At 67.0% G+C, this 26,825-nt stretch carries 29 protein-coding genes; 4 read left to right on the forward strand and 25 right to left on the reverse strand.

What is annotated here, in order from left to right; genetic code table 11:
* Positions 1–114: 114 nt before the first annotated feature.
* Both speD and VV867_RS12830 read right to left on the reverse strand, forming a co-directional pair.
* Entirely contained in the window at positions 115–909 is a 795-nt protein-coding gene (speD, locus tag VV867_RS12825; RefSeq protein ID WP_109934859.1) for an adenosylmethionine decarboxylase, read from the reverse strand.
* Positions 910–1,129: 220 nt separating this feature from the next.
* Complete coding sequence (locus VV867_RS12830; RefSeq protein WP_109934860.1) at positions 1,130–1,552, reverse strand: OsmC family protein; 423 nt, start codon at positions 1,550–1,552, stop codon at positions 1,130–1,132.
* A gap of 359 nt (positions 1,553–1,911) precedes the next feature.
* On the opposite strand from VV867_RS12830, the gene crp reads away from it, so the two are divergent.
* Positions 1,912–2,559 carry a cAMP-activated global transcriptional regulator CRP gene (gene crp, locus VV867_RS12835; RefSeq protein ID WP_043269230.1) on the forward strand — a complete coding sequence of 216 codons (648 nt, stop codon included), beginning with the start codon at positions 1,912–1,914 and terminating at the stop codon, positions 2,557–2,559.
* A gap of 221 nt (positions 2,560–2,780) precedes the next feature.
* Here the strand turns inward: crp and trpC are convergent, their stop codons facing one another.
* The 10 genes from trpC to VV867_RS12885 form a co-directional block, all read right to left on the reverse strand.
* Complete coding sequence (trpC, locus tag VV867_RS12840; RefSeq protein ID WP_109931826.1) at positions 2,781–3,617, reverse strand: indole-3-glycerol phosphate synthase TrpC; 837 nt, start codon at positions 3,615–3,617, stop codon at positions 2,781–2,783.
* Entirely contained in the window at positions 3,614–4,663 is a 1,050-nt protein-coding gene (gene trpD / locus VV867_RS12845; RefSeq protein ID WP_089392992.1) for an anthranilate phosphoribosyltransferase, read from the reverse strand. Before trpD ends, trpC begins: the two co-directional genes overlap by 4 nt.
* Positions 4,660–5,256 (reverse strand): aminodeoxychorismate/anthranilate synthase component II, encoded by a 597-nt coding sequence (locus tag VV867_RS12850; protein ID WP_328566591.1) that lies wholly within the window; start codon positions 5,254–5,256, stop codon positions 4,660–4,662. The genes trpD and VV867_RS12850 overlap by 4 nt, the downstream gene beginning before the upstream one ends.
* 441 nt (positions 5,257–5,697) lie before the next feature.
* The gene (locus VV867_RS12855; protein WP_328566592.1) at positions 5,698–6,063 is read right to left on the reverse strand and encodes a hypothetical protein; all 366 of its coding nucleotides are present in this window, start codon (positions 6,061–6,063) and stop codon (positions 5,698–5,700) included.
* A 347-nt stretch (positions 6,064–6,410) separates the two neighbouring features.
* On the reverse strand, positions 6,411–6,755 hold the full coding sequence (locus tag VV867_RS12860; RefSeq protein ID WP_328566593.1) for a hypothetical protein: 345 nt from the start codon (positions 6,753–6,755) through the stop codon (positions 6,411–6,413).
* Positions 6,756–6,773: 18 nt separating this feature from the next.
* The gene (locus VV867_RS12865; protein WP_089392989.1) at positions 6,774–6,947 is read right to left on the reverse strand and encodes a Com family DNA-binding transcriptional regulator; all 174 of its coding nucleotides are present in this window, start codon (positions 6,945–6,947) and stop codon (positions 6,774–6,776) included.
* 312 nt (positions 6,948–7,259) lie between these two features.
* On the reverse strand, positions 7,260–7,592 hold the full coding sequence (locus tag VV867_RS12870; RefSeq protein WP_109931818.1) for a phage holin family protein: 333 nt from the start codon (positions 7,590–7,592) through the stop codon (positions 7,260–7,262).
* Between the two features lie 280 nt (positions 7,593–7,872).
* Positions 7,873–8,352 carry a GNAT family N-acetyltransferase gene (locus tag VV867_RS12875; RefSeq protein ID WP_328566594.1) on the reverse strand — a complete coding sequence of 160 codons (480 nt, stop codon included), beginning with the start codon at positions 8,350–8,352 and terminating at the stop codon, positions 7,873–7,875.
* Positions 8,353–8,412: 60 nt separating this feature from the next.
* Positions 8,413–8,772: a PA0613 family protein gene (locus VV867_RS12880; protein ID WP_109932925.1), complete on the reverse strand. Its 360-nt coding sequence runs from the start codon at positions 8,770–8,772 to the stop codon at positions 8,413–8,415.
* A gap of 17 nt (positions 8,773–8,789) precedes the next feature.
* Positions 8,790–8,999, reverse strand: coding sequence for a TraR/DksA C4-type zinc finger protein (locus VV867_RS12885; RefSeq protein WP_009615610.1), 210 nt, complete (start codon positions 8,997–8,999; stop codon positions 8,790–8,792).
* 394 nt (positions 9,000–9,393) lie between these two features.
* Here VV867_RS12885 and VV867_RS12890 point away from each other — a divergent pair, with 394 nt between their 5' ends.
* Complete coding sequence (locus VV867_RS12890) at positions 9,394–10,152, forward strand: XRE family transcriptional regulator (RefSeq protein ID WP_043269263.1); 759 nt, start codon at positions 9,394–9,396, stop codon at positions 10,150–10,152.
* 129 nt (positions 10,153–10,281) lie between these two features.
* Positions 10,282–10,590: a pyocin activator PrtN family protein gene (locus VV867_RS12895; RefSeq protein ID WP_109931810.1), complete on the forward strand. Its 309-nt coding sequence runs from the start codon at positions 10,282–10,284 to the stop codon at positions 10,588–10,590.
* A gap of 279 nt (positions 10,591–10,869) precedes the next feature.
* Here VV867_RS12895 and trpE read toward each other — a convergent pair whose 3' ends face one another.
* The 10 genes from trpE to VV867_RS12945 all read right to left on the reverse strand — a co-directional run bounded on the left by trpE (position 10,870) and on the right by VV867_RS12945 (position 23,056).
* Positions 10,870–12,357: an anthranilate synthase component I gene (gene trpE, locus VV867_RS12900; protein ID WP_109931806.1), complete on the reverse strand. Its 1,488-nt coding sequence runs from the start codon at positions 12,355–12,357 to the stop codon at positions 10,870–10,872.
* Positions 12,358–12,426: 69 nt separating this feature from the next.
* The gene (locus VV867_RS12905) at positions 12,427–13,251 is read right to left on the reverse strand and encodes a phosphoglycolate phosphatase (protein ID WP_328566595.1); all 825 of its coding nucleotides are present in this window, start codon (positions 13,249–13,251) and stop codon (positions 12,427–12,429) included.
* Entirely contained in the window at positions 13,251–13,925 is a 675-nt protein-coding gene (gene rpe / locus VV867_RS12910) for a ribulose-phosphate 3-epimerase (RefSeq protein WP_275627833.1), read from the reverse strand. The genes VV867_RS12905 and rpe overlap by 1 nt, the downstream gene beginning before the upstream one ends.
* A gap of 145 nt (positions 13,926–14,070) precedes the next feature.
* Positions 14,071–14,898 (reverse strand): ABC transporter permease, encoded by an 828-nt coding sequence (locus VV867_RS12915; protein WP_074984321.1) that lies wholly within the window; start codon positions 14,896–14,898, stop codon positions 14,071–14,073.
* Between the two features lie 13 nt (positions 14,899–14,911).
* On the reverse strand, positions 14,912–16,159 hold the full coding sequence (locus tag VV867_RS12920) for an ABC transporter permease (RefSeq protein WP_074984324.1): 1,248 nt from the start codon (positions 16,157–16,159) through the stop codon (positions 14,912–14,914).
* A 174-nt stretch (positions 16,160–16,333) separates the two neighbouring features.
* The gene (locus tag VV867_RS12925) at positions 16,334–17,392 is read right to left on the reverse strand and encodes an ABC transporter substrate-binding protein (protein ID WP_275627834.1); all 1,059 of its coding nucleotides are present in this window, start codon (positions 17,390–17,392) and stop codon (positions 16,334–16,336) included.
* Positions 17,393–17,433: 41 nt separating this feature from the next.
* Positions 17,434–18,543, reverse strand: a complete 1,110-nt coding sequence (locus tag VV867_RS12930; protein WP_089392976.1) for an ABC transporter ATP-binding protein — start codon at positions 18,541–18,543, stop codon at positions 17,434–17,436.
* Between the two features lie 247 nt (positions 18,544–18,790).
* On the reverse strand, positions 18,791–19,828 hold the full coding sequence (locus tag VV867_RS12935; protein ID WP_328566639.1) for an ABC transporter substrate-binding protein: 1,038 nt from the start codon (positions 19,826–19,828) through the stop codon (positions 18,791–18,793).
* Positions 19,829–19,971: 143 nt separating this feature from the next.
* Positions 19,972–20,601 carry a response regulator gene (locus VV867_RS12940; RefSeq protein ID WP_109931797.1) on the reverse strand — a complete coding sequence of 210 codons (630 nt, stop codon included), beginning with the start codon at positions 20,599–20,601 and terminating at the stop codon, positions 19,972–19,974.
* A 37-nt stretch (positions 20,602–20,638) separates the two neighbouring features.
* Positions 20,639–23,056, reverse strand: a complete 2,418-nt coding sequence (locus VV867_RS12945) for a PAS domain-containing sensor histidine kinase (RefSeq protein ID WP_328566596.1) — start codon at positions 23,054–23,056, stop codon at positions 20,639–20,641.
* Between the two features lie 142 nt (positions 23,057–23,198).
* Between VV867_RS12945 and VV867_RS12950 the strand changes: the two genes are divergently transcribed.
* Positions 23,199–24,239 carry an alpha/beta hydrolase family protein gene (locus VV867_RS12950; protein ID WP_275627835.1) on the forward strand — a complete coding sequence of 347 codons (1,041 nt, stop codon included), beginning with the start codon at positions 23,199–23,201 and terminating at the stop codon, positions 24,237–24,239.
* A gap of 32 nt (positions 24,240–24,271) precedes the next feature.
* Here VV867_RS12950 and VV867_RS12955 read toward each other — a convergent pair whose 3' ends face one another.
* Genes VV867_RS12955 through VV867_RS12965 form a run of 3 tightly spaced genes read right to left on the reverse strand, consistent with a single transcriptional unit; the run spans position 24,272 to position 26,718 of the window.
* Positions 24,272–25,030: a DnaJ domain-containing protein gene (locus VV867_RS12955; RefSeq protein WP_275627836.1), complete on the reverse strand. Its 759-nt coding sequence runs from the start codon at positions 25,028–25,030 to the stop codon at positions 24,272–24,274.
* Positions 25,031–25,705 carry an N-acetylmuramate alpha-1-phosphate uridylyltransferase MurU gene (murU, locus tag VV867_RS12960; RefSeq protein ID WP_109931789.1) on the reverse strand — a complete coding sequence of 225 codons (675 nt, stop codon included), beginning with the start codon at positions 25,703–25,705 and terminating at the stop codon, positions 25,031–25,033.
* Positions 25,702–26,718, reverse strand: a complete 1,017-nt coding sequence (locus VV867_RS12965; protein WP_328566597.1) for an aminoglycoside phosphotransferase family protein — start codon at positions 26,716–26,718, stop codon at positions 25,702–25,704. Before VV867_RS12965 ends, murU begins: the two co-directional genes overlap by 4 nt.
* Between the last annotated feature and the right edge of the window lie 107 nt (positions 26,719–26,825).

Consider the following 26,825-nt stretch of genomic DNA (forward strand, 5'->3'; position numbering starts at 1 on the left):
GCGAGGGGCGCCCTTCGCAGGAGCGAGCTTGCTCGCGAACGATTCCGCGCCGGAGCCCGGTTCGCTCGCTCTTGCCTCCCGCCTACAGCCTGCAGCCTGCAGCCTGCAGCCGCCTCAGTGCGGCATATTGCGGCCGTAGAAGATCTCCAGCATCTCGTGGCGGACGCGCTCTTCCACCTGCTTGCGCTGCTCCGCCGAGAGGTTGCTGGTAGCGTCGCCGAACAGGTAGTTGTCCAGGTCGAACTGCTTGAGCAGCATCTTGGTGTGGAACAGGTTCTCCTGGTACACGTTCACGTCGGTCATCTGGTAGGCCTCGTACGTGTCGTCGGAGAGGTAGTTCTGGATCGAGTTGATCTCGTGGTCGATGAAGTGCTTCTTGCCCTCCACGTCGCGGGTGAAGCCGCGCACGCGGTAGTCCACGGTGACGATGTCCGAGTCGAACTGGTGGATCAGGTAGTTGAGCGCCTTCAGCGGCGAGATCACCCCGCAGGTGGAAACGTCGATGTCCACCCGGAAGGTCGCGATGCCTTCCACCGGATGGATCTCCGGGTAGGTGTGCACGGTGATGTGGCTCTTGTCCAGGTGCGCCAGTATGGTTTCCGGTAGCGGCCCGGGGGACTCCTCGATCTGGCTGTCGGTCGGGGTGACCGGCTGCTCGGAGATCAGGATGGTAACGCTGGCGCCTTGGGGGTCGTAGTCCTGACGGGCGATGTTCAGGATGTTGGCGCCGATGATGTCGACGACATCCGTGAGGATCTGCGTCAGACGCTCGGCATCGTACTCTTCGTCGATGTACTGCACGTAGGCCTGCTGGTCTTCCGGCGTCTCGGCGTAGCAGATGTCGTAGATGTTGAAGCTCAAGGTCTTCGTCAGGTTGTTGAACCCGTGGAGCTTGAGTTTGCTTTTCACCGTGGGGAACTCTCTTCAATGCGGCTCTGCCGCGTGGTTGAGCATGCCCGTCAGATGCATACGGCGCACCTGCGTAGGACGGTTTACACCTCTTCGCGTTGGCGATTGTGGTTGCTTGGTTTGGGGCCTGGCCCCGAAAAAAGGTGGCGCATTATGCAGAGGTCGGGCGACCTCTGCCAGCCTTTACGCCACCGCCATGACGATCACGTGACGAGGGGAATCAGCCGAGCTCGACGATCTCGTAGTCGTGGGTGATCGCCACGCCCGCGCGGCCGAGCATGATCGAGGCCGAGCAGTACTTCTCCGCCGACAGCTCGACGGCGCGCTTGACCTGGGCTTCCTTCAGGCCACGGCCCTTGACCACGAAATGCACATGGATCTTCGTGAACACCTTCGGGTCCTCGTCGGCGCGCTCGGCCTCGAGGAAGGCCTCGCAGCTCTCCACCGGCTGGCGGCCCTTCCTGAGGATGCTTACCACGTCGAAGTTGGTGCAGCCGCCCAGGCCGAGCAGCAGCATTTCCATCGGGCGCACGCCCAGGTTGCGGCCACCGGCATCGGGCGGACCGTCCATCACCACCACATGACCGCTGCCGGATTCACCGAGGAACATGGCCTCGCCGGCCCACTGGATTCTCGCTTTCATGCAAAGGCTTCCGCCGGAAAAAAAGGGGGCGCCAGCTTACCACAAGGCCTGGAATGCTCAGGCGATGTTGACCAGGTCTCAATTCGAGCCCTGATACCCTAACGTTCTATTATGCTGGCGTCATTTTACTGGCACACTCCTGAGGTTAAATTGACGGCCCGACCAGCTTTCGATTGTCGGCGCCAGGGCGTCTGTTTAAGCTCTTGCCATTAAAAAGACCGCCGGCCATTGTAGCGGCGGCACCGATGCTCGGGGGAGAGCATCGTAAAGTCACGGTAATCCAGCCAAGGACGACACATAACAACTCGACAAAGCGCCTGTCGTGCACAGGGCCATTCTTATAATTTCGGGACTCGGGCATGGTAGCTATTACCCTTACACCCAAACACAAAAACCTCGACAAGTTGCTCGCACACTGTCACCGCCGCCGCTACACCCCCAAGAGCACCATCATCTACGCCGGGGATCGTTGCGAAAGCCTGTTCTTCATCATCAAGGGCTCGGTCACCGTCCTGATCGAGGACGACGACGGCCGGGAAATGATCATCGGCTACCTCAACAGCGGGGACTTCTTCGGCGAGATGGGGCTGTTCGAGAAGGACGGCAGCGCCGCCCAGGAACGCAGCGCCTGGGTTCGCGCCAAGGGCGAGTGCGAGGTGGCGGAAATCAGCTACACCAAGTTCCGCGAACTCTGCCTGCAGGACCCGGAGATTCTCCTCACCCTCGGCAGCCAGATGGCCGAGCGCCTGCGCAAGACCACGCGCAAGGTCGGCGACCTGGCCTTCCTCGACGTCACCGGGCGCGTCGCCCGCACCCTGCTGGACCTGTGCCAGCAGCCGGACGCCATGACCCACCCCGACGGCATGCAGATCAAGATCACCCGCCAGGAGATCGGCCGTATCGTCGGCTGCTCGCGGGAGATGGTCGGCCGCGTGCTGAAGAGCCTGGAGGAACAGGGCCTGGTGCACGTGAAGGGCAAGACCATGGTGGTGTTCGGCACCCGCTGAACACCAGGTGCGAAAAGGCCGGCGAATCAGGCTGTGTGAAAAACCGAGCGGCTCTTCGAAGAGCGCGTTCCTACGTGAAATCTGAAGAGGCTTGGCTATTCAGCCAATCCAGAATCCACGTAGAAACGCGAAATCCAGGTTGTTTTTTAACCAGCGGGACCGATCCTGAGGTTTTCACACAGCCTGGAATGCCGGCCTTTTTCATTGCGCGGCGCGCGGGCTCAGTCCGGGTCGGCGCCCAGCACCACGCTGCGGCGCTCGGGGAAGAACAGGCGCTTGAGCTCGACGCCCGGGTCGTCGGCACGCATGAAGGCCTCGCCGACCAGGAAGGCGTAGACCTCATTGACCTCCATCAGCTCGATGTCGGCGCGGTTGAGGATGCCGCTCTCGGTCACCACCAGGCGATCGCGGGGGATCTCCGGCAGCAGATCGAGGGTGGTGTCCAGGCTGACCTCGAAGGTGTGCAGGTTGCGGTTGTTGATGCCGATCAGCGGGGTGTCCAGGGTCTTCAGCGCGCGCTCCAGCTCATCGCCGTCGTGCACCTCGACCAGTACGTCGAGCTGCTGCTCCCTGGCCACCGCGGCCAGTTCGGCCATGCGCGCGTCGTCCAGCGCGGAGACGATCAGCAGGATGCAGTCGGCGCCGATGGCGCGGGCCTCGACCACCTGGTAGGGGTCGATCATGAAGTCCTTGCGGATCACCGGCAGCGCGCAGGCGGCGCGGGCCTCCTGCAGGTAGGCGTCGCTGCCCATGAAGTAGTCGATATCGGTCAGCACCGAGAGGCAGGTGGCACCGCCCTCCTGGTAGCTGCGGGCGATGTCCGCGGGCGAGAAGTTCTCGCGCAGCACGCCCTTGCTCGGCGAGGCCTTCTTCACCTCGGCAATCACCGCCGGCTGCTTGCGCTGGGCCTGCGCCAGCAGCGCCGCGGCAAAACCGCGCGGGGCGTCGGCGGCGCGGGCGCGCTGCTCCAGCTCGGCGAAGGAGACATGCGCGCGGCGCTCGGCGACTTCCTCGGCCTTGCGGGCCAGAATCTTCTGCAGAACCGTGGGCACAGTCACTGTGCATTCTCCTCTCGGTAAACGGCGGTAAAGGCGGCCAGTTCGTCCATTTTCTCCCGGGCCAGGCCGGTGTGCAGGGCATCGTGGGCCAGGTGCATGCCCTCGTGCAGCGAACTGGCGAGGTCGGCGGCGTAGAGCGCGGCGCCGGCGTTGAGCACGATCAGCTCCGCGGCCTTCTGCCCGGCCTCGGTCCTGCGCCGGCCGAGGGCGTCGCGGATCAGCTCCAGGGACTGCTGCGGGCTGTCGACGGTGAGGCCGATCAGCGTCTGGCTGCGGATGCCGAAGTCTTCCGGCTTCACTTCGTACTCGCGCACCTCGCCGTCCTTGAGTTCGGCGACGTGGGTGGCGGCGGCCAGGCTGAACTCGTCCAGGCCGTCGCGCGAATGCACCACCAGCACGTGCTCGCTGCCCAGGCGCTTGAGCACCTCGGCCAGCGGCCGGCACAGGGCCTGGTTGAACACGCCGACCACCTGGTGGCGCACGCCCGCCGGGTTGGTCAGCGGGCCGAGCATGTTGAACAGGGTGCGCAGGCCCAGCTCACGCCGCGGGCCCGCGGCGTAGCGCATGGCCTTGTGGTGGACCTGGGCGAACATGAAACCCACGCCGACGCTCTCGATGCAGCGGGCCACCTGCTCGGACTTCAGGTCCAGGTAGATGCCGGCGGCCTCCAGCAGGTCGGCGCTGCCGCTCTTGCCGGACACGGCGCGGTTGCCGTGCTTGGCCACCTTGCCCCCGGCGGCGGCGACCACGAAGGCCGAGGCCGAGGACACGTTGAAGATGTTGGCGCCGTCGCCGCCGGTGCCGACCACGTCGACCACGCGGTCCAGGCTCTGCAGCTTCACGCCGTCGGCCAGCTCGCGCATCACCGAGACCGCGCCGACGATCTCGTCGATGGTCTCGCTCTTCATGCGCATGCCCATGAGGAAGGCGCCGATCTGCGCGTCGGTGCACTGGCCGGTCATGATCTCGCGCATGACCGCCTGCATTTCCTCGGTGGAGAGGTCGAGCTGGTTGACCACGCGGTCGAGGGCTTCCCTGATGTTCATGCGCGCACCCCGCCCTGTTGCTTGAGGAAGTTGGCCAGCATCTCGTGGCCCTGCTCGGAAAGTATGGACTCGGGGTGGAACTGCACCCCCTCGACGTTCAGCGTCTTGTGGCGCAGGCCCATGATCTCGTCCACGGAACCGTCGTCATGGGCGGTCCAGGCGGTGATCTCCAGGCACTCGGGGAGCGTCTCGCGCTTGACCACCAGGGAGTGGTAGCGCGTCTGCGTCAGCGGGTTGTTCAGGCCGGCGAACACGCCCTGGTCGTTGTGGAACACCGGGCTGGTCTTGCCGTGCATGACCTGGCGCGCGCGCACCACGTCGCCGCCGAAGGCCTGGCCGATGGACTGGTGCCCCAGGCACACGCCCAGCAGCGGCAGCTTGCCGGAGAAACGCCGGATCACCTCCAGGGACACGCCCGCCTCGTTGGGGGTGCAGGGCCCGGGGGAGAGCACGATGCGCTCGGGGTTCAGCGCGGCGATCTGCTCGACGCTCAGCTCGTCGTTGCGAATGACGTGGATATCGGCCTTCAACTCGGCGAAGTACTGCACCAGGTTGTAGGTGAAGGAGTCGTAGTTGTCGATCATCAGCAGCATTTTTGCTGTAACCTCTTGATTCTTAAAGCTTTCGCTGCAATCCGACTTGCTTTATACCCGCATTTGTACCCGCTATTTTTGAGACTGGGATTGACGGGGCAGGACGGCGAGGAGGGCCCGGCGGAGGCCGGGAAAGAAAATGTCAGGCGCGCCAGCGCCAACGGGCGAAAGCCTTGATCAGGGAGGTGATGATACTGCGGAGGTGGATCACTGTAGCCGTCTCTGTCGCTATGGGCGGAACAGTAGCCCACCACCCATGCACGGTGCAATATCGCCGCATCGTGTGACACCACCTACCGGCACGAGCGCATCGCGGCTACCGGCAGCAGTCCGTAGCCGATCCGCTGGCAGCTCGCTGCCCGGCGTAAGCCCAGCCGCCCTTCACAGACGTGTACCACACGTATTTACCGTTCGCCTTACGGATATAGATCTGAAAAGAAATCAGGAACCACACGTCCCTTGCCATATGAGGCCAAAGGGCGCCTCAGAGTCCGCCTGTTCGATGATCACGTGACCCTCGGAGGTCATGACAAACCGCTTGAATCCGACTTCAATCCCATTGAATGCTGTGTAGCGTACCTCTCCACAAGCACCTCTGACATTACGAAAAACTGCACTCTCAGGCTTGCTGAGCTGAGCCAAGACGAGCGTCTTGAGCTGTGACTCATTGGTCAACTGATCATGTCTTTCGGCTGGCGACTGATAAAGCACAAGGCAGTAAATGAAGAAAGAGATGCCAACAAGCACCAGCAAGACAATTAAAAAATTAACCTTTGGTCCTGGCACGCTCCTCTCATGCTTCATCACTTACAGACCCTTCTCCATTCACGCTCAAACGAGCGCCTTGTCCAAGGTTGCTCTATTATAACTTCGCTCCCACTCTTCGCGATAAACCTTTTAAACCCCGAGTCCAAGCCATAGAAGTCTCGATATTTGACCTCCCCACACTGACCTGAAACCAACCGAAACTGCGCAGTATCCGGATTGCTGAGGTTAGCAAGAACGAAGGCCTTCACTTTCTCAGGATCGTACTCCACCCCTCGTGCGGAAAACGAAAACAAAAAGATGACTATGAAAAAAGCACCATGCTTAACCACCATCCCTCCATAAATATGGCGAGTCAGAACGGGGCTCTGGGCCCTCTGCGAATCAGGTTACAGCCCCAAAGAGGCCATTTCCAGAGAAGTGCGATAGGCCGCTGCCGTAGAGTTGATGCATGCACGATTTGGCGCATTGTTCGCGGCATTCGCAAGCGTTGCGGCGATAGACACACTCTTCCCGAGCAGCCAGGGCAGACTAAACAGCTTACCCAGGGCGGCATCGGCAAGTAGCTCAAAAAGTCCCTTGATAGCCGCAGAACATATGGAAATCTGCTCTACGGCAGTTCGTACTACCTCTGCGACTTCATCGTTGTAATTAATGCTGTTAGCGACGCTAGCACCCCATATTTGGGTGACAATCGCTTTCAGTCCAGCAATCTCGTCATTGGTAAGAGCCATGATGTTTTCCTCGTATGATCAACAGTTGTGCGGCACATGCCGCATGGTGTCGCTCAAAGGCGGGGCATCGAGACTCTTGGCCTTCTCATGATTCAAAACCCGGCAACGTGGGCACTTGACCTGGATGTTCACGGGGTCGCCCACACGGGCGAGAAGCTTTTTGCAATTACCGCAACGGAAATCTCTTAGCATCTGCAGAACCTCATCGACTTTTGCCAGAGCCCGTCCTGCTCGCGCGTGAGCAGTGGGCCTTGGCTGGCTTGCAGGCAAGAACTGAAGATTGGTGACCATGGAAGGTGTTGCGCCACCAACCACGGCCGCCCTCTCTTCCTCCCGCACACAAAGGCCGGTAATGGTCCGGGGTGGCCGTTCCCAGCGGGCCGCGGCTTATCTGCACCGAACTCGGCAATGCGGTGCGCAGCCGCTGCTCGATGGCAGCCAGCAGGCTTTCAAGTGTCAGTTCTTGGTCAGGCATGGCGCCTCCCTTTCCTTGTGTTGATGCATTCAGCGGCGTTCGCGCTCGTCGTCCGGCAACCGGCAGATGCCGAGGCGGCGGGCGGCCCAGCGCTCGTAGAGGCCGACGGCGATCTCGGCACCGGCCGCCGCGGTCAGGCTGCCGACAGCGGCGCTGAGCAGCAGCGAGGCGCCGCAGGCCAGGGCCAGGAACATCACCGCCACGCCGCAGACGATCGAGGCGCCGGAGCGCAGCGCCAGGCGCCGCAGCAGCCCCCAGCCGCCCAGGCCGGCCTTGTCGGCCCGCCACATCTCGCCGCTGACGCCGCCCACGGCGGCCAGCAGGATCGATACCCACAGCGGCATCTCGGGTTCATTGCCCATGGGCTCACCTTGAAGACAAACGCCCGCGCCGGCGGGCGGAACCGGCGGCTATCAGCCAGCCGGGGATTACGGTCGCAGGCCGCGAAAGCGGACGGCGGAAACGAAAAAGCCCGGCGCTAGGGCCGGGCTCGACGAGGTTTTCAGCGGTGCTCCCTGGGGACGCACCTTTGCAAGATTGATGACTTTGTACCCCCCGATTCCCGGCCGGACAAGGCATTTGCGCCCTGGCACCGCAATAGGTGGGCAATGCACCGGCAACGCACCGGCGATGCACTGCGATTCAGCCCAGGGGCTTGCTCAGCAGCACCGTGGTGAAACCGCTGTGCCATTCCTCGTCGGGGTAGAAGTCGATTTCCGCGTAGCTGTGCCTGGCGTAGAAGGCGCGGCTCTGAGTGTTGAAGGTGTCGGTCTCCAGGCGCGCCTGCGCGTGGCCGGCCGCGGCCATCCGCCGTTCGGCGAAGCGCAGCAGGGCGCTGCCGGCGCCGGCGCGTTGGGCACGGGGCGAGACGTGCAGGGCATCGATGAAATCGTCGCGCCAGTCGACCAGGCCGATGACCTCGCCGCCCAGGCAGGCCAGGTGGAAATGCCCGAGGCGCTCCTGGACGTAGGCGCGGGTACTCCCCGCCGCTTCGAAGCGCGCTCGCGCCTCGGCGGTCAGTTGGGGTTTCCAGGTGATTTCGTAGGTTTCGCCGAGGATCCGCAGGATCGCCTCGGCATCGGCCGGGCTCGCGGGGCGCAGGGTGAGGGAGGGGCTGTGCATGGCCGCGAGCATAGCGCAGCGGCGCATGGAAAGCCCGGCGCAGGGCCGGGCCCGTAGGGGTCAGGCCACGCGGCGCAGCAGGCGGGCCTGGATGCTCTGGTGCGCCACGTGCAGGCGCAAGTAGAAGGTGTTGCGGCTGCAGCGGCAGTGGCGGTACTTCTGCTCGGGCGCGCTGTCGCGGTTCAGGTAGTGCTCGCTGACCACCTGCTTCTGCTGCTCGGGCAGGCCGTTGACGACCAGGTCCAGCTCGGCGACGCGGTCGAGCAGCACCCGGCTGCCACGGGTGCCGCGGATCATCTCGCCCTTGTTGGCGATCATCAGCGCCAGCAGGTTACCACCGGCATAGCCGCCACCGGCCACGCCCGGGCTGTGCATTTCCTCGGCCCAGAGCCTGAGCATTTCATCGATCGGCTTGATCACGTCCACCTCCCGCGCCTTCAGCGGCGCCGTTCCAGTTCATCCAGGGCCTGACAGTCCAGGCAGCGGTTGCAGCCGGGCACCGCCAGGCGGCGGGCCTCGGGGATGGGCTCGCCGCAGACCTGGCAGTCGGCGGCGGCGGGCTCCGGCTCGCTGCCGCGCCGTGCCGCCAGCAGTGCGTCTAGGCGTTCCAGGGCCAGGTCGTTGGCGTAGTCGGCGAGGTCAGCCATGGGCGGCCTCCCCGTGGTGTTGCGCTGGTGCGTTCATGCTTTTCTCCGGGCGACGACCCGCCCTGCGCGTGCCGCCCCGCGGCCGCGATGCCAGGTCATTCGCGTGCTGTTTGTCGATATGTGGCGCCCAGGTGGCGCCACTCGTCATGCGGAGGCGGTGCGCTCCTCGCCCGCCTCCGCCGGCAACCTGCCCCGTGACGCACGGGCCGCAGGCAACCCACGGCTTCCCTGCCGTGGAAGACGGAGGCGCCGGCACCCTCGTGTCGGACCGCGTCCGCCGCCGGCTCGGAAACAACCTTCAGAAGGCCGGCGAAGAGAAAACTACAACCAAAGCTATTTATCGTCAACACCAAAGCTATTTACACTTCCCCAGGACGGGCGGTAGAGTGCCGCCATGAACAGCACAGCCCGCCCCTCCACGCTCGCCGAGCGCCTCAAGCAGGCCATGGCCGCGCGCAACCTCAAGCAGGAGAGCCTCGCCGAAGCGGCAGGGGTCTCGCAGAACACCATCCACAAGCTGACCGCCGGCAAGGCGCAGAGCACCCGCAAGCTGATCGAGATCGCCGCGGCCCTGGGCGTCTCGCCGGTCTGGCTGGGGACCGGCGAAGGCTCGCCGCAAGCCGCCACGCCACCGGCCGACGGCAGCCCGCTGCGCCTGGAGCCGCTGCACCCCTGGGACAGCAGCACGCCGCTGGACGAAGACGAGGTGGAACTGCCCTTGTACAAGGAAGTGGAAATGTCCGCGGGCGCCGGGCGCACCGCGGTGCGCCAGATCGAGGGGCGCAAGCTGCGCTTCTCCTACGCCACCCTGCGCGCCGCCGGGGTCGACCCGGACGCGGCCATCTGCGCCCAGCTCACCGGCAACAGCATGGAGCCGCTGATCATGGACGGCTCCACCATCGGCATCGATACGGCGACCACGCACATCACCGACGGCGAGATCTACGCCCTGGAGCACGAGGGCATGCTGCGGGTGAAGTTCCTCTACCGCCTGCCCGGCGGCGGCATCCGCCTGCGCAGCTTCAACCGCGACGAGTACGGCGACGAGGAATACGACGCCCAGGCCATCCAGGCCAGCCAGCTGAGCATCATCGGCTGGGTGTTCTGGTGGTCGACGGTGCGCCACCGCCGCGCGCCCACGCTGGTTCGCTGAAGCCCGGAAGAACCCCGCCACGGCGGGGTTTCTTCTGCCCGGATGAAAGGCGGCCCGTGGCGATTGCCAGGAAAAACAACAAAAGCTATATTTCCTCCATCGAACGACAACCGCGAGCAGGAGGAAGCCATGCTGCTGTCGACCCCCGACACCCAACCGGCGCCACGCCAGGAGACCGTGGCGCTGGTCTACCAGATCTTCGGCGACGTGCTGGTGCCCCTGGAACAGGTGCGCGAGCGCTGGTTCCGCAACCTCAACCGGGAGAACTTCGGCAAGGCCCTGGCCTGCGGGCGCATCGCCCTGCCGGTGACCACCCTGGACGACAGCCACAAGGCCATGCAGTACGTGGCGGTGGACCACCTGGCGGCCTACGTCGAGCAGCGCGCCAGCCTGGCCGACGCCGCCCTGGCCCGGCGCCGCGCGGGGCAGCAGGCGTAAGCGAATATGCCGTCTCCACGTAGGAGCGCGCCCTGCGCGCGATTCGCGGGCAGGGCCCGCTCCTACAGCTCCAGGGAAGCACGGCACGTTTTTTCGTAGGAGCGAGCTCCTCGGTACACCCGCCTCCCAGGAACTGTGGAGCGGATCTCATCCGCGAATCGCGCCGGTGGTTACGGCTATCGCGGACAAGGTCCGCTCCTACGGGGAAACCTGCGAGCACAAACGAAAACGCCGTCTCCCCTCCCGGGGAAACGGCGTTCCGCATCACGACGACAGCGCTCAGTCTTCGAGACGCGCGGTGTGCTCAGCCAGGGCCACCGCGCGGAACATGGCGCGGCGCTTGTTGATGGTTTCTTCCCACTCCAGCGCCGGCACCGAGTCGGCGACGATGCCGCCGCCGGCCTGCACGTGCAGTTCGCCGTTCTTGATCACCGCGGTGCGGATGGCGATGGCGGTGTCCATGTTGCCGTTCCACGCCAGGTAGCCCACGGCGCCGCCGTAGACGCCGCGCTTGACCGGCTCCAGCTCGTCGATGATTTCCATGGCGCGGATCTTCGGCGCGCCGGACAGGGTGCCGGCCGGGAGGATCGCGCGCAGGGCGTCCATCGCGCTCAGCTCGGGCTTGAGCTGGCCGTTGACGTTGGAAACGATGTGCATGACGTTGGAGTAGCGCTCGATGACCATCTGCTCGGTGACCTTCACCGAACCGGTCTGCGACACGCGGCCGACGTCGTTGCGGCCCAGGTCGATGAGCATCAGGTGCTCGGCGATCTCCTTGGCGTCGGACAGCAGGTCCTGCTCCAGGGCGCGGTCGGCTTCTTCGGTGGCGCCGCGCGGGCGGGTGCCGGCGATCGGGCGCACGGTGACCTCGCCGTCCTCCACGCGCACCAGCACTTCCGGCGAGCTGCCCACCACGTGGAAGTCGCCGAAGTTGAAGAAGTACATGTAGGGTGTCGGGTTGAAGCAGCGCAGCGCGCGGTACAGGTCGATGGGCGCGGCCTTGAAATCGATGGACATGCGCTGCGACGGCACCACCTGCATGCAGTCGCCGGCCAGGATGTATTCCTTGACGGTGTCCACCGCGCGCTCGTAGTCCTCGCGGGTGAAGCTGGCGCGGAACTGCGGCTCGGGCGCGTTGACCGCGGCGAAGTCCAGGCCCTTGCGCGGGGTGATCGGCTGGCGCAGGCGCTCAAGCAATTGCTCCAGGCGCGCCAGGCCCTTGTCGTAGGCGTCCGCCTCGGCCGGGTCGGCGAGGACGATGGCGTGCAGCTTGCCGGCCAGGTTGTCGAAGACGACCACGGCGTCGGAAACCATCAGCAGGATGTCCGGGTTGCCCAGCGGGTCCGGGTTCGGGCACTGCGCCAGGCGCGGCTCGACGTAGCGCACGCAGTCGTAGCCGAAGTAGCCGACCAGCCCGCCATTGAAGCGCGGCAGGCCCGGCAGGGTCGGCACGCGGTAGCGCTCCTTGAACTGCTCGACGAAGGCCAGCGGGTCCTCGCAGTCGAAGCGTTCGCTTTCCACGCCGTCGACGCTGACGCTCACACTGTGGCCGTATACCCTCAGCACGGTGCGGCACGGCAGGCCGATGATGGAATAGCGGCCCCACTTCTCGCCGCCCTGCACCGATTCCAGCAGGTAGCTGTTGGCGCCGTCGGCGAGCTTCAGGTAGATCGACAGCGGGGTGTCGAAGTCGGCGAGGGTTTCGCAGGTCAGGGGAATGCGGTTGTAGCCTTCGGCGGCCAGCCGCTGGAATGCGTCGCGGTTCATGAGCGGTCTCGAGCAGTGATTCGGATCGGGCGGTGCAAACGGGCGCCGGGAAGTCCGGCCGGGGAAATGTCAGGCGCGCCAGCGCCAGCGGGCCAGGGCCTTGATGACTTTCATCCAGAGTTTGCGGGGAGCCGTATCCAGCACGTTGGGGTCTCGATGGGCGGGGTTGGAACCGTCGTCCGGCAACACTATCGCTTTGCCCGGGTCGAAGCAAGGCAGCAGTTGGCGCAGGTCATCCAGCACCAGGCTCGGCTGTTCCTCGGCGATCGGCCGGCCGTGGTTGTAGCCGTAGGTCAGGCCGACGCTGCGCACGCCGGCGGCCTTGGCGGCCAGCACGTCGTTGCGCGAATCGCCGACGAACAGCGCTTCGCCCGGCGCGACGCCGGCGGCCTTCATCACGAACAGCAGCGCGGCCGGGTCGGGCTTCTGCTGCGGCAGGGTGTCGCCGCCGACGATCCAGCGGAAGAACTTGCCCAGGCCCATCTCGTCCAGCAGCGGGGCGACGAAGCGCTCGGGCTTGTTGGTGATCAGCGCCAGCTCCACGCCCTGTTTCTTCAGCCACTTCAGGGTGTCCACCACGCCCGGGTAGACCTCGGTGAGCGCGTGGCTGCCGGCGTAGGCGTCCATGAACAGCGCCAGGGCGCGCTCGGTGTCTTCCTCGCCGACGCCGTCATGCTCGATGCCACCGGCCAGGGCGCGGCGCACCAGGACCCGGGCGCCGTTGCCGACCCAGTGGCGCACCTGCGCCAGCCCGGCGGGGGCCCGGCCCATGGCGACCAGGGCCTTGTCCACCGCGGCGGCGAGGTCCGGCACCGAGTCCACCAGGGTGCCGTCCAGGTCGAACATCACCAGGCGCGGCAGGCGCCCGGCGAACAGCGCTTGGGCGGCGCTCATCACTTGCCGACCTGCGCCAGCTCGGCATGCATGGCGCGGATGACCTCGGCGTAGTCGGGGGCGTTGAAGATGGCCGAACCGGCGACGAAGGTGTCGGCGCCCGCCGCAGCGATCTCGCGGATGTTCTTCACGTTCACCCCGCCGTCGATCTCCAGGCGAATGTCGCGGCCGGAGGCGTCGATCAGCGCGCGGGCCTCGCGCAGCTTGTCGAGGGTGCCGGGGATGAACTTCTGCCCGCCGAAGCCGGGGTTCACGCTCATCAAGAGGACCATGTCGATCTTGTCCATCACGTACTTGAGCGCGTCCAGCGAGGTGGCCGGGTTGAACACCAGGCCGGCCTTGCAGCCGCCGTCCTTGATCAGTTGCAGGGAGCGGTCGATGTGCTGGCTGGCTTCGGGGTGGAAGGTGATGTAGGTGGCGCCGGCCTCGATGAAGTCGCCGATGATGCGGTCCACCGGGGACACCATCAGGTGCACGTCGATGGGCGCGGTGACGCCGTACTTGCGCAGCGCCGAGCAGACCATCGGGCCGATGGTCAGGTTCGGCACGTAGTGGTTGTCCATCACGTCGAAGTGGACGATGTCGGCGCCGGCGGCGAGCACCTTGTCCACGTCCTCGCCCAGGCGGGCGAAGTCGGCGGAGAGGATCGACGGGGCGATGGCGTAGGGTTGCATGGCGCACCTCTGTGGGCGAAATCACGGATGGCGCGCATTGTAGCCGCTCGGAGCGAGCGAGGGGGATCGAGGCGATGGTTGTAGGAGCGAGCCTGCTAGCGAACATTGGTTCGCGAGCAAGCTCGCTCCTACGAAGAGCAGAGGATCAGGTGGTGGGCGCGGTGCGCAGTTTCTCGCTGCGGCCGCGCAGCCATTCCAGGGTCAGCAGGAGCAGGACCGAGAAACCGATCAGCAGGGTCGCCGCGGCGGCGATGGTCGGGCTGAGGTTCTCGCGGATGCCGCTGAACATCTGCCGTGGCAGGGTGGCCTGCTCGGGGCCGGCGAGGAACAGCGTCACCACCACTTCGTCGAACGAGGTGGCGAAGGCGAAGAGCGCGCCGGAGATCACCCCCGGGGCGATCAGCGGCAAGGTCACCTTGAAGAACGTCAGCACCGGCGGCGCGCCGAGGCTGGCGGCGGCGCGCACCAGGTTCTGGTTGAAGCCCTGCAGGGTCGCCGACACCGTGATGATGACGAAGGGCACGCCCAGCACCGCGTGCACGATTATCAGCGAGATGTAGCTGTTGCCCAGGCCCAGCGGGGCGAAGAACAGGTAGGCGGCCACGCCGATGATCACCACCGGGACCACCATCGGCGAGATCACCAGGCTCATCACCAGGGCCTTGCCGCGGAACTCGCCGCGGGTCAGGCCGATCGACGCAAGGGTGCCGAAGACCATCGCCAGCAGGGTGGCCGCCGGGGCCACGATCATGCTGTTGGTCAGCGAGCGCATCCATTCGGCGCTGTGGAAGAAGTCGGCGTACCAGCGCAGCGAGAAGCCCTGCAGCGGGTAGACCAGGAAGGTGCCGGAGTTGAACGACAGCGGCACTATCACCAGCACCGGCAGCACCAGGAACAGCAGCACCAGGCCGCAGAGGATGCGCAGGGTGTAGAACCACACGCGCTCGACCGGGGACATGTAGGGACTCAGCATCTTCTTTTTCTCCTCAGCCCAGGCGCAGGCGGCTCGCGCCCACCAGCCAGCCGTAGATCACGTACAGCACCAGGGTGGCGAACAGCAGCAGGCCGCCCAGGGCCGTGGCCATGCCCCAGTTGATGGTGGTGTTGGTGTAGAAGGCGACGAAGTAGCTGACCATCTGGTCGTTCGGGCTGCCCAGCAGGGCCGGGGTGATGTAGTAGCCGATCGACAGGATGAACACCAGCAGGCACCCGGCGCCGACGCCGGCCACGGTCTGCGGGAAGTAGACCTTCCAGAAGGCGGCGAACGGGTGGCTGCCCAGGGAGATGGCCGCCCGCATGTAGCTGGGCGAGATGCTCTTCATCACGCTGAAGATCGGCAGGATCATGAACGGCAGCATGATGTGCACCATGGCGATGTATACGCCGGTACGGTTGAACACCAGTTGCAGCGGCTGGTCGATCAGGCCCAGCTTGAGCAGCGCGCCGTTGATCAGCCCGCCGGACTGCAGCAGCACGATCCAGGCCGCCACCCGCACCAGGATGGAGGTCCAGAACGGCAGCAGCACCAGGATCATCAGCAGGTTGCTCTTGCGCGTCGGCAGGTTGGCCAGCAGGTAGGCCAGCGGGTAGGCCAGCAGCAGGCAGATGACGGTGATCACCGCGCCCATCCAGAAGGTGCGGGCGAAGATGTCCAGGTAGATGGACTGGTCCGGGGTGGCCGGGGCCAGTTCGCCGAGGTCGTCGATGCGGTGGTCGAGGGCCGCGAGCAGGTAATAGGGGGTGATGCTGCTGGCGTTGCGGCGGATCACCTGCCAGTAGGCCGGATCGCCCCAGCGCTCGTCGATGGTCTCCATGGCGTCCTTGTAGGAAGCCGGTTGCTCCTTGAACGGCAGGGCGCGGGCGGTCTTGGCCATCAGGCTGCGGTAGCCGGCCAGTTCCATGTTCAGGCGCTTGGAGAGGTCACCGATGGTCTGATTCTTGCGCGCGGCATAGAGGTCTTCGCTCAGGGCCTGGTAGACCGCGTCCGGCGGCAGCGACTTGCCGTCCCAGGTGGTGATGGCGTTGACCGTCTTGGGCAGCGAGCCGACCACTTCGGGGTTATACACGCTCTTGTAGAGCAGCGCGGCGATCGGCACCAGGAAGGTCAGCAGGAGGAACAGCAGCAGCGGCAGGACCAGCGCCTGGGACTTCAGGCGGTTCATCCGCTCCGCACGCGCCAGGCGCTGCTTCAGGGTGGGGCCGGCGACCTCGTTCAAGGACACAGCGGTGGCCATAGCGAACTCCGGTAAAACGGGCCGCCCGCGAGGGCGGCCAAGGTGTGGTGTATCGGGTGTGTCACGGCGAGCGCCGCCGCACCGGGCGCTTTCCCCGGCGGGAGCGGCCCGCAGGGCCTGCGGGCCGTGGCGACATCGCCGCGGTTGCCGCCCGTGCGGGCGGCGGGGCCTGCCTTACTTGGCGGCCCAGGCGTTGAAGCGCTGTTCCAGCTGCTCGCCGTAGTCGGCCCAGAAGGTCACGTCCATGCCCACCTGGTTGGCGATGTTTTCCGGGGTGGTCGGCATGTTGGCCTGCACGCCCTTGTCCAGCAGGCTCACGGTGTTCTTGTTCACCGGGCCGTAGGCGATGTTCTCGGCGTAGATCTTCTGCTGCTCGGGCTTGACCGAGAAGGCGATGAACTTCAGGGCCTCCTCCTTCTTCTTGTCGCCTTTGGGGATGGCCCAGGCGTCGAAGTCGTAGATGCCGCCGTTCCACACGACCTTCAGGTTGCTTTCCTTCTGCACCGAGGCGATGCGGCCGTTGTAGGCCGAGCTCATCACCACGTCACCGGAGGCGAGGTACTGCGGCGGCTGGGCGCCGGCTTCCCACCACTGGATGCTCGGCTTGATCTCGTCGAGCTTCTTGAAGGCGCGGTCCTGGCCTTCCTTGGTGGCCAGCACCTTGTACACGTCCTTGGGCGCGACGCCGTCGGCCATCAGGGCGAATTCCAGGGTGTACTTGGCGCCCTTGCGCAGGCCGCGCTTGCCCGGGTACTTCTTCAGGTCCCAGAAGTCGGCCCAGCCGGTGGGGGCGGTCTTGAGCTTGTCGGCGTTGTAGGCCAGCACGGTGGACCACACGAAGAAGCCCACGCCGCAGTTGCTCACGGCGCCCGGAACGTAGTCCTCGGCCTTGCCGAGGATGGCCGGGTCGATTTCCTCGAACATGCCTTCGTCACAGCCGCGGGCCAGTTCCGGCGACTCCACCTCGACCAGGTCCCAGGTCACGCTGTTGGTGTCGACCATGGCCTTCACCTTGGCCATCTCGCCGTTGTACTCGCCGGCGACGATCTTGTTGCCGGTGGCTTTCTCGAAGGGCTGGTAGAAGGCCTTGGCCTGGGCATCCTTGTTGGCGCCGCCGAAGGAGATCACGGTCAGGTCGGTGGCCGCCATGGACTGCGCGGCGCAGGCCAGGCCGAGGGTCAGCGCGGCGAGCTTGAGGCCGGTCTTCGACGGGTGGAACGGGGACTTCGACATTATTCTTCTCTCCACAGTGTGCTGGTTTGTTTTTCTTCGAATCAGGCCGCCGAGAGCGGGTCGAGGGCACGCACGTGCTCCACGGCCCAGCCCAGCGGTACCACATCACCCACGCCCAGCGCGGGGTCGAGCTCGGCGATCGGCTGCTTGACGAAGAAATCGGTGCGGCCGCAAACCTCCAGGCGGATGCGCACGTGGTCGCCAAGGTAGATGAACTCGGCCACACGGCCGGAGAAGCGGTTCACGCAGCTCTCGCTGTGCCCGTTCAGGCGCACCCGCTCGGGGCGGATCGACAGGCTGACGGCGTCGCCGGGCTGGCCGACGTTGACCGCCAGCGCCTCGACCTTCTCGCCGCGCGCCAGTGTCACCACGCAGCGCTCACCGTCGTGGCTGTGCAACTGCCCGGCGATACGGTTGTTCTCGCCGATGAAGTTGGCCACGAAGGAGTTGCGCGGGTGTTCGTAGAGTTCGTGGGGCGGTGCGATCTGCTGGATCTCGCCCTGGTGGAAGACCGCCACGCGGTCGGACATGGTCAGCGCCTCGCCCTGGTCGTGGGTCACGTAGACCACGGTCACGCCCAGGCGCTGGTGGATGTGCTTGATCTCCATCTGCATGTGCTCGCGCAACTGCTTGTCGAGCGCACCCAGGGGTTCGTCCATCAGCACCAGCTGCGGCTCGAAGACCAGCGCCCGGGCCAGGGCCACGCGCTGCTGCTGGCCGCCGGAGAGCTGCGCTGGGTAGCGCCCGCCGAAGGCGTCGAGCTGGACCATGGACAGCGCGCGCTTGACGCGCTCGGCCACGTCGGTCTTGCTCATGCCGCGCACCGACAGCGGGAAGGCCAGGTTCTCGGCCACGGTCATGTGCGGGAACAGGGCATAGTTCTGGAACACCATGCCGATGTCGCGCTTGTGCGGGGGGACGTTGTTGATGGAGCGGCCGGCCAGCTGGATCTCGCCGGAGGTGGGGGTTTCGAAACCGGCCAGCATCATCAGGCTGGTGGTCTTGCCGGAACCGGACGGGCCCAGCAGGGTGAGGAATTCGCCCTTGCGAATATCCAGGTTGAGGTCTTTGACGATGAGTGTCTCGCCGTCGTAGCTCTTCTGGACGCCACGGAAGCTGACCAGCACATCGTTCGCCTGAGTCTCGGCCATAACCGCACCTTTTGTATTTGTAAGAAATTGCCGTGAAGCAAGACTAGAGAAGCCTGCGGCGCGCGCAAATCGGGCGGGAAGAGAAGTTGTTATAAGGGTAGAAGAGGATCGCCTGTAGGGCGATCCCTACACGAAAAGTGTGGCTATCAGTCGCAGGAAGCCGGTGCCGCATTGGTTGCGACACCGGCATATCCAATAGCGACCGCTTGCCCGCTCCGGAGCGGAGCGAAGCAGATCGCGCAGCGTCTCAGCGCTTGGCCCAGTCCTGGAAGCGCTTCTCCAGGGCGTCGCCATGCTCGGCCCAGAAAGCCACGTTCATGCCCAGCGCGTCGGCCATGTTGGCCGGCGCCGTGGGCAGGTTGGCGGCCACCTGCGGGTCGAGCTGTTCCACCGCCTTGCGGTTGGTCGGGCCGTAGGCGATGCTCTGCGCGTAGACCTTCTGCTGCGCCGGCTGGCTGGCGAAGGCGATGAACTTCTCCGCCAGCTCCTTCTTCCACACCCCGGACGGCAACGCCCAGAAGTCGAAGTCGTAGATGCCGCCGGCCCAGGCCATGCGCAGGCCCTTCTGCTCGGGCTGGGCCGCGGCGATGCGGCCGTTGTAGGCGGAGCTCATGACCACGGTGCCGTCGGACAGGTCGCGCACCGGGTCCTGCCCGGACTTCCACCAGTGGATGTAGGGCTTGATCTCGTCGAGCTTGCGGAAGGCGCGGTCGACGCCGCCCTGGGTGCCGAGCACCTGGTAGACGTCCCTGGGCGCCACGCCGTCGGCCATCAGGGCGAATTCCAGGCTGTACTTGGCGCCCCAGCGCAGGCCGCGCTTGCCCGGGTACTTCTTCAGGTCCCAGAAGTCGGCCCAGCCCTGCGGCTTGCCCTGCAGCTTGTCCTGGTTGTAGGCCAACAGGGTGGTCCAGACGAAGACGCCAACACCGCAGGGCTGCACCGCGCCGGGCACGTAGTCGGCGGGGTCGCCGATCAGGCGCTGGTCGAGCTTCTGGAACAGGCCTTCCTGGCAGCCGCGGGCCAGTTCCGGCGCCTCCACCTCGACCACGTCCCAGGACACATGGCTGATCTCCACCATCTGCCTGAGCTTGTCCAGGTCGCCATTATAGGAGCCGTGCACCACCGCCGTGCCGGTGGCCGCCTTGAAAGGTTCGTAGAAGGCCTTCTCCTGGGCCGCCTTGTTGGCCCCACCGAAGGAAATCACCGTCACGTAGTCCGCCAGCGCCGGCGTGGCGACAGTCCCCAGCAGGCTGGCCAGCAGCCCGCCCCGTACCGCTCGCAACAACATCCCTTTTCTCCTTGTTCTGATGAGATACCCCACTGAGCGGGCAATGATTCCCTTTCGCCAGCCGGCGAGGTAGCCGGGCGTTGCAAAAACCGGAAGGGACTCACATAAGCGCTGGCGGAATCACCCCGCCGCGCACCGGCTCAGACCAGCTTGTGCTCCACCGCATACTTGACCAGGTCGGCCACCGAGTGCGCGCCGAGCTTCTGCATCAGCCGCGCCTTGTGGGTGCTGATGGTCTTGCTGCTGACCGCCAGGTGCTGGGCGATCTCGTTCACGCCCTCGCCCTTGACCAGGCGCTCGAACACCGAGAACTCGCGCTCGGACAGCAGCGCGTGGGGCGGCCGCGAGTCGGTCAGGCCGACCTCGAAGACCATGCGGTCGGCCAGTTCGGGGTCGATGTAGCGGCCGCCGCTGGCGACCTTGCGGATGGCGGTGAGCAGTAGCGCCGGGTCGCTGTCCTTGGTGGCGTAGCCGGCGGCGCCGATCTTCAGCGCGCGGGCGGCCATCTGCACCTCGTCGTGCATGGACAGCATGAGGATCGCCGGCGGCTCGTTCAGCGCGCGAATCCGCGGGATGGCCTCCAGGCCGTTCATGCCGGGCATGGAGATATCCAGCAGGACCACCTCGCAGGGCACCTGGCGCAGGGTTTCGAGCAACTGCTCGCCGTTGGTGGCCTCGCCCACCACCTGCAGGTCCTTGGCCATGCCGATCAGTTGCTTGATGCCCTCGCGGACGATGGTGTGGTCTTCGGCCACCAGTACTCGAATCACGCTGCCCTCCCCGAACAGACAAAACCGCGCCGGCCCTTCACGCCTCCGGCAACTCCCCCGCATCCAGCGGCACGCGAACCCGCAGGCTGCTGCCCTCCCCCGGCTGGCTGTCGATCTCCAGCTCGCCGCCGAGCATCAGTACGCGCTCGCGCATGCCGACCAGGCCGAAGGAGCTGCCGCCCCAGGCCGCCGCGGTATCGAAGCCGCGGCCATCGTCGCTGATGCTCAGGCAGAGTTCGTCGCCCTCCACCCGCAGGGCCAGTTCGACAGTATGCGCCTGTGCGTGGCGCATGACATTGGTCAGCGCCTCCTGGAGGATGCGGAACAGCCCGATGGCCTTGGCGTCGCCGAGGCGCGGCGGGTTCTCCGGCACCTCCACCAGGCAGGGGATGCCGGTGCGCGTCTCGAAGCGCCGCGCCTGCCACTCCAGCGCAGAGCCGATGCCGGCGTCGAGGATCGGCGGGCGCAGGGCCGAGGCCACGTCGCGCACCAGCTGGAACAGTTGCGCGATGAGCTTCTTCATGTTGCCCAGGCGTTCGCTCAGGCCCGGGTCCAGCTCGCCGTAGCCCAGCTCGCACATGGAGGTTTCCAGCTTGAGCACGGTCAGCACCTGGCCCAGCTCGTCGTGCACTTCCCGGGCGATGCGCGCCTTCTCTTCCTCGCGCACGCTCTCCAGGTGCGCCGACAGCTCGCGCAGCTGCGCCCGTGATTGCGCCAGCTCCAGTTCGATCTGCTTGTTCTCGCTGATGTCCCAGACCACGCCGTCCCAGGCCAGCCGGCCGTCCTCCAGATGCCGGGCGGTGGCCTTGATGTCCACCCAGCGCGGCTCGCCGGAACGGGTGAGGATGCGCCCCTGCCAGTGCCAGTTCTTGCCGCCGGCCACCGCTTCCAGCTGGCTGGCCAGGTAGCCGTCGCGGTCCCCCGGGTGCACCAGGCCGAGGATGCCCAGGCCGCTTTCGCGCAGGTAGCCGGGGGAATAGCCCAGCGAGGCCTCGCTGCCGCCGCTGATGAAGCTGAGGTGGGCGAAGTCGGAGCCGCCCGGGGCGCTGGGCTCCAGGCGGAACACCAGGCCGGGGACGTTGGCGGCGATGCCCTGCAGGCGCGCTTCGCTCTCTTCCAGGGCGGCGCGGGCGCGGCGGCGCTCGGTGGCATCGTTGAGGAACACCAGCAGGTATTCCGAGCCGCCGAAACGCAGGAAACTCAGCGACACCTCCGCCGGCAGCCACTGGCCGTCGGCGCGGCGCAGGTGGCTTTCGAAGCTCAGCGGGCCCTCTTCGCTGTTGCGCGCGCGGCGCCAGAGGTCGAGCCAGGCGTCCATGCCCAGGCTGGGTTCGAAGTCCGCCAGGGGGCGCTCGATCACCTCGCCGGGGGCATAGCCGAGCATGTCCTCGGCGGCGCGGTTGGCATAGCGCACGTGGCTGTCCCAGTTGACCCAGAGGATACCCACGGTGCTGCTGTCGATGGCGAACTGGGTCAGGCGCAGGGCTTCCTCGGCCGCCTGGCGCAGCTCCATGTCGCGGCGCGCGGCGAGCAGGCGCTGCTCCAGCACGTTGCGCTGGCGGCGCAGCCAGAGCGCGGTGGCCAGGGCCAGGACCAGCAGCAGGCCGAGGAGGATGCAGAGGTTCTGCCAGAAGCCGGGGGACTGCCCCAGGCGCGGGTACTGCGGCTGCAGCCAGCGCTCGTGCAACTGGTCCAGTTGTTTGGCCGGCAGGGCGCGCAGGCTGGCGTCGAGGATGCCGGCCAGTTCCGGCAGGTCGCGGCGGGTGGCCAGGCGCAGCAGCTGTGGATAACCGATGTCGGCCACCACGCGGAAACCGGAGAACTCGACCTCGCGGCTGAGGCGGGCCAGGTGCGCCTCGTCGACCACCGCGTAGCCGGCATCCTGGCCGAGCACCCGGCGCAGGGCTTCGCGGTCGCTGTCGGTGAGTTGCAGGGCGAGGCTCGGGTAGGTCCCGCGCAGGTAGTCGGACACCGGCCCCGGGCCGCGCAGCGCCACGGGTTCGAGCTCGCCCAGGCGCTCCAGCTCCACGGAGCCGGGGTCGTCGCGGAAGCCGATGAGCAGGCGCGGCACCCGCAGGTAGGGGTCGGAGAACAGCCAGTCGCGCAGGCTGCCGGGGGTCTGGCCGAGCCCCGGCGCCAGGTCGACTTCTCCGGCGCGCGCGGCACGCTCCAGTTCGTCCTGGTCGGCATAGACACGCCACTGCAGGCTCACCTGCAGCGCGCCGGCGATCCAGTCGAGCAGCTCGACGTGGGCGCCGGAGAGCTGCTGCAGGCGCCGGTCCTGCTGGGCGTAGGGCGCATCCAGGACCACGCCGACGCGCAGCTGCGGGTGCGCCTGCAGCCAGGCGCGCTGGGCGGCATCCAGGGGCACGCCGGCCGGCACCTCCTGCGCCGCGCCCCACAATGGAATGCACAACAGGAACGCCGCCACGGCGCTCCACCACAGTCGTCCCATGCCCGCTCCCCGAGAAAAAAGCGCAGCTACATTACCCCATGGCGAGGGGAACCCGGTAAGGCCGGCGCCTGACAAACCAGGAACAAGGGATTAGTCTGGCCGTTTTGCCAGGCCTGCCCGAGCCACGCAAGGAACCCGCCCCATGCCCCGTCCCGCACAGCCTACCCGCCTCGCCCTCTGCCTGGCCCTGAGCCTGGCGCCCCTGGTTCCGGGCTGGGCCGAAGACGCACCGGCCAGCCCGCCCGGCCCGGCAGTGGCGCCGGCAACGCCCGCTCGCCCGGCCCTGGAGGAGCGCAGCCAGGACGAAGCCAGCGCCCTGCAGCAGCGCCTGCCGCAGAAGCAGCAACAGACCTTGCAGGCCGGCGAGGAAAGCTTCCTCGCCCTGTGGCTGCCGGCCAACGCGCCCCAGGCCGAGGGCGTGGTGATCATCGTCCCCGGCGATGGCGAGAACCCCGACTGGCCGGTGGCCGTGAGTCCACTGCGGCGCAAGCTGCCCGATGCCGGCTGGCAGACCCTCGCCCTCAGCCTGCCCGACCCGCAGGACAGCCAGCCGGTGCCGCGCAAGGAAAGCCCGGACAAGGCCGCCGCCGACAGCGATGCCGGTGCCAGCAGCAAGGACGTCCAGGGCGAAGCCGGCGCCGCCACGCCCACCCCGGAAAGCACCGCCGAGGCCGGCAGCGGTGAGCCGGCCCAGGCCAGCAGCGAGGCGCCACCGGCGCCGGACCCGGCCATCGAGCGGCGCAAGGCCTATGCCGACCGGGTCATGGCACGCATCCAGGCCGGCCTCGACTTCGCCCTGCAGGACAAGCCCAAGAGCATCGTCCTCCTCGGCCACGGCACCGGCGCCTACTGGGCGGCGCGCTACCTGGCCGAGCGCGAGCCCGGCGAGGTGCACAACCTGCTGATCGTCGACGCCGAGGTGCCGCGGGACTTCCGCCCGCCGCTGGAGGACATGGTGCCGCGCCTGCAACTGGCCACCGGCGACTTCTATTACAAGGACAGGCGCACCGACCGCGACGCCGCCAAGGCCCGCCTGCAGGCGAGCCGGCGCGAAACCGGCAAGACCTACGTGCAGGTCGGCATGAACGCCCTGCCGGCCGACCGCGCCACCGAGCAGGACCAGCTCTACCGGCGGATCCGCGGCTGGCTGTCGCTGCACATCAAGCAGGCGTCGGCCGAGTAGGCGGGCCCGCCGCGACGAAACGGCAACGGGCGTCAGCGGAAACCGCGACGCTCGCGCACCACGGCATAGGCCTGCTGGATCTCGCGGGTCTTCTCGGTGGCGGCGGCGATGCGCGCCTCGCCGGCGCCGGCCAGCTTGTCCGGGTGGTGCTGGCTGATCAGGCGGCGGTAGGCGCGCTTGATCTCCTCCACCGGGCTGTCGTCCTCCACCCCCAGCAGGCGCAGAGCCTGGCGATAGCTTTCCGCACGGCTCGGCGACGCGCGCAGGGCCTCGACGCCGGCGGCCAGGGACAGCACAGTGGCGCGCGGCAGGCCGAAGCCCTCGCCCCAGCGCAGGATCAGTGCCTTCTCCGCCGCGCTCGGCGCGCCGGCCGCCCAGGCCATGCGCCAGCAGGCCTGCAGCAGGCCGTCGACGCTCGGCCGCTGGCCACGGTACTGGCTGATGCCCTCCTCCAGGCGCGGCCCGCCCTGCTTGCCGCGCCCGAAGGCGTCGATGGCACGCAGCCGCCCGGGCTCGTCCAGGCCCATGCGCAGCATCTCCGCGCGGGCCTGCTGGATATGCGCGTCCAGCACGCGGCCACGGCTCTTGGCCAGGCGGCCGAGCAGGAGGAACAGCAGCTCCTCCTCCGACACCCGTGCGCCGCCACGCAGCTCGTCGAGGAACTCGCGCCAGCCGCGCCGGCGCAGGCGACGGTCGAGCACCTGCCCGAGCAGGCCGCCGAGCATGGCCCCGGGGATGCTCGCCAGCGCCCAGCCGGCGACTATGCCTATCAGGGTGCCCGGCCAGAACATTCAGCCGGCCGCCAGCAGACGTTCGACTTCGGCCAGGCGCTCGTGGGTGCCGACGTCCACCCAGCGCCCGCGGTGCAGCTCGCCACTGACACGCCCGGCCGCCATGGCCTCGCGCAGCAGCGGCGCCAGCTTGAAGGCGCCGCCCGTGCAGCCGTCGAACAGCGCCGGGTGCAGCACGGCGATGCCGCTGTAGGTGTAGCTGGGCTCGCCCTCGCGGTAGTCGCTGGCGCGCCCGCCCTCCAGGCGGAAGTCACCCCGGGCGTTGTGCCCCGGGTTGTCCACCAGCACCAGGTGCGCCAGGTCGCCCTCGGCCAGCGCGCCCTGCAGGCGCGCGTAGTCGAAGTCGGTCCAGATGTCGCCGTTGACCAGAGCGAAAGGCGCCTCGCCGAGCAGCGGCAGGGCACGGAAGATGCCGCCGCCGGTCTCCAGCGGCTCGCCCTCGGCGGAATAGCGGATGCCGACGCCGAAGCCCGAGCCATCGCCGAGGTAGTCCTCGATCTGCTGCCCCAGCCAGGCATGGTTGATCACCAGGTCGTGGAAACCGGCGCGGCGCAGGGCCAGCAACTGGTGCTCGATCAGCGGCCGGCCGCCGGCCGGCACCAGCGGCTTGGGCGTGTGCAGGGTCAGCGGGCGCAGGCGCTCGCCCTTGCCGGCGGCGAGGAGCATCGCCTTCATGGCACCACCGGTTGCGGCAGCTCGGCGAGCAGCGCACCCAGGTCGGTCAGCTCGGGCCGGCGGGCGACGACGCTGTCGAGGTAGCGGAAGAAACGCGGCACGTCTCCCAGGTAGCGCGGCTTGCCGTCGCGGTGGCAGATGCGCGCGAAGATGCCGATCACCTTCAGGTGGCGCTGCACGCCCATCAGGTCGCTGGCGCGGAAGAATTCCTCGAAGGTCGGCGGCAGCGGAATGCCGGCGGCCTGGGCCTTGCGCCAGTAGCGGCTGAGGCCGTCGTGCACGCGCGGCTCGGGCCAGCTGAGGAAGGCGTCCTTGTACAGGCAGGTGACGTCATAGGTCACCGGCCCGTAGACGGCATCCTGAAAATCCAGGATGCCGGGGTTCGGCTCGCTGAGCATCAGGTTGCGCGGCATGTAGTCACGGTGCACCAGCACCCGCGGCTGCTCCAGCGCGCTGGCCACCAGGCGGTCGCAGGTGCGCTGCCAGCGCGCCAGTTGCTCGCCCTCCAGCTCGATGCTCAGGTGACGGCCCAGGTACCACTCGGGGAACAGGCCCAGCTCGCGGCGCAGCAGCGCCTCGTCGTAGGCCGGCAGGCGGCCTTCGGCCGGCACCCGCTGGAAGGCCACCAGGGCGTCCAGGGCGTCCTCGAAGAGTTCCTCGGCATTCTGCGGGTTGAGCACGTCCAGGTAGGTCTGGCGGCCCAGGTCGTCGAGCAGCAGCAGGCCCTGCTCCAGGTCCTGGGCGAGAATCCGCGGCACGTGCACCCCGGCCTCGGCGAGCATGCCGGCCACCTTGACGAAGGGGCGGCAGTCTTCCTGGGGCGGCGGCGCGTCCATGACGATCAGCGTGCGGCCCCCGCCCTGCCAGCGGAAATAGCGGCGGAAGCTGGCGTCGCTGCTGGCCGGGGTGAGCTCGGCGGGCGGCACCGCCCCCCATCCCTCGGCACTGAACACTACGGGTAAACAAGAGTCCAACCAGCGATTCAGAAGCTGGTAACGGGCATCCTCAGACATCTTTTGGGGTTCTCCACGGCCCTAGCCGTTGCGCGGGTCATGCTTTATTATCCAGCATCTTTTTGAGCCCATCGAGTGGCTATGGCCGATCTGGCCGATGGCTCGCA

Origin of the sequence: Pseudomonas sp. JH-2, assembly GCF_036231725.1 — a bacterium.
Taxonomy (GTDB): domain Bacteria; phylum Pseudomonadota; class Gammaproteobacteria; order Pseudomonadales; family Pseudomonadaceae; genus Pseudomonas; species Pseudomonas delhiensis.

Coding starts and splice junctions, on each gene's coding strand:
- VV867_RS12865 (WP_089392989.1), bottom strand. CDS start 6,947: ATGCTAAGAGATTTCCGTTGCGGTAATTGCAAAAAGCTTCTCGCCCGT.
- VV867_RS12965 (WP_328566597.1), bottom strand. CDS start 26,718: ATGTCTGAGGATGCCCGTTACCAGCTTCTGAATCGCTGGTTGGACTCT.
- VV867_RS12885 (WP_009615610.1), bottom strand. CDS start 8,999: ATGGCTGACCTCGCCGACTACGCCAACGACCTGGCCCTGGAACGCCTA.
- VV867_RS12830 (WP_109934860.1), bottom strand. CDS start 1,552: ATGAAAGCGAGAATCCAGTGGGCCGGCGAGGCCATGTTCCTCGGTGAA.
- VV867_RS12945 (WP_328566596.1), bottom strand. CDS start 23,056: ATGGGACGACTGTGGTGGAGCGCCGTGGCGGCGTTCCTGTTGTGCATT.
- trpD (WP_089392992.1), bottom strand. CDS start 4,663: ATGAACATCAGGGAAGCCCTCGACCGCGTGGTCAACCAGCTCGACCTC.
- VV867_RS12930 (WP_089392976.1), bottom strand. CDS start 18,543: ATGGCCGAGACTCAGGCGAACGATGTGCTGGTCAGCTTCCGTGGCGTC.
- crp (WP_043269230.1), top strand. CDS start 1,912: ATGGTAGCTATTACCCTTACACCCAAACACAAAAACCTCGACAAGTTG.
- VV867_RS12870 (WP_109931818.1), bottom strand. CDS start 7,592: ATGGGCAATGAACCCGAGATGCCGCTGTGGGTATCGATCCTGCTGGCC.
- VV867_RS12950 (WP_275627835.1), top strand. CDS start 23,199: ATGCCCCGTCCCGCACAGCCTACCCGCCTCGCCCTCTGCCTGGCCCTG.
- VV867_RS12850 (WP_328566591.1), bottom strand. CDS start 5,256: ATGCTGCTGATGATCGACAACTACGACTCCTTCACCTACAACCTGGTG.
- VV867_RS12955 (WP_275627836.1), bottom strand. CDS start 25,030: ATGTTCTGGCCGGGCACCCTGATAGGCATAGTCGCCGGCTGGGCGCTG.
- VV867_RS12905 (WP_328566595.1), bottom strand. CDS start 13,251: ATGAGCGCCGCCCAAGCGCTGTTCGCCGGGCGCCTGCCGCGCCTGGTG.
- VV867_RS12920 (WP_074984324.1), bottom strand. CDS start 16,159: ATGGCCACCGCTGTGTCCTTGAACGAGGTCGCCGGCCCCACCCTGAAG.
- VV867_RS12895 (WP_109931810.1), top strand. CDS start 10,282: ATGCTGCTGTCGACCCCCGACACCCAACCGGCGCCACGCCAGGAGACC.
- VV867_RS12875 (WP_328566594.1), bottom strand. CDS start 8,352: ATGCACAGCCCCTCCCTCACCCTGCGCCCCGCGAGCCCGGCCGATGCC.
- murU (WP_109931789.1), bottom strand. CDS start 25,705: ATGAAGGCGATGCTCCTCGCCGCCGGCAAGGGCGAGCGCCTGCGCCCG.
- VV867_RS12915 (WP_074984321.1), bottom strand. CDS start 14,898: ATGCTGAGTCCCTACATGTCCCCGGTCGAGCGCGTGTGGTTCTACACC.
- rpe (WP_275627833.1), bottom strand. CDS start 13,925: ATGCAACCCTACGCCATCGCCCCGTCGATCCTCTCCGCCGACTTCGCC.
- VV867_RS12925 (WP_275627834.1), bottom strand. CDS start 17,392: ATGTCGAAGTCCCCGTTCCACCCGTCGAAGACCGGCCTCAAGCTCGCC.
- VV867_RS12890 (WP_043269263.1), top strand. CDS start 9,394: ATGAACAGCACAGCCCGCCCCTCCACGCTCGCCGAGCGCCTCAAGCAG.
- VV867_RS12860 (WP_328566593.1), bottom strand. CDS start 6,755: ATGGCTCTTACCAATGACGAGATTGCTGGACTGAAAGCGATTGTCACC.
- trpE (WP_109931806.1), bottom strand. CDS start 12,357: ATGAACCGCGACGCATTCCAGCGGCTGGCCGCCGAAGGCTACAACCGC.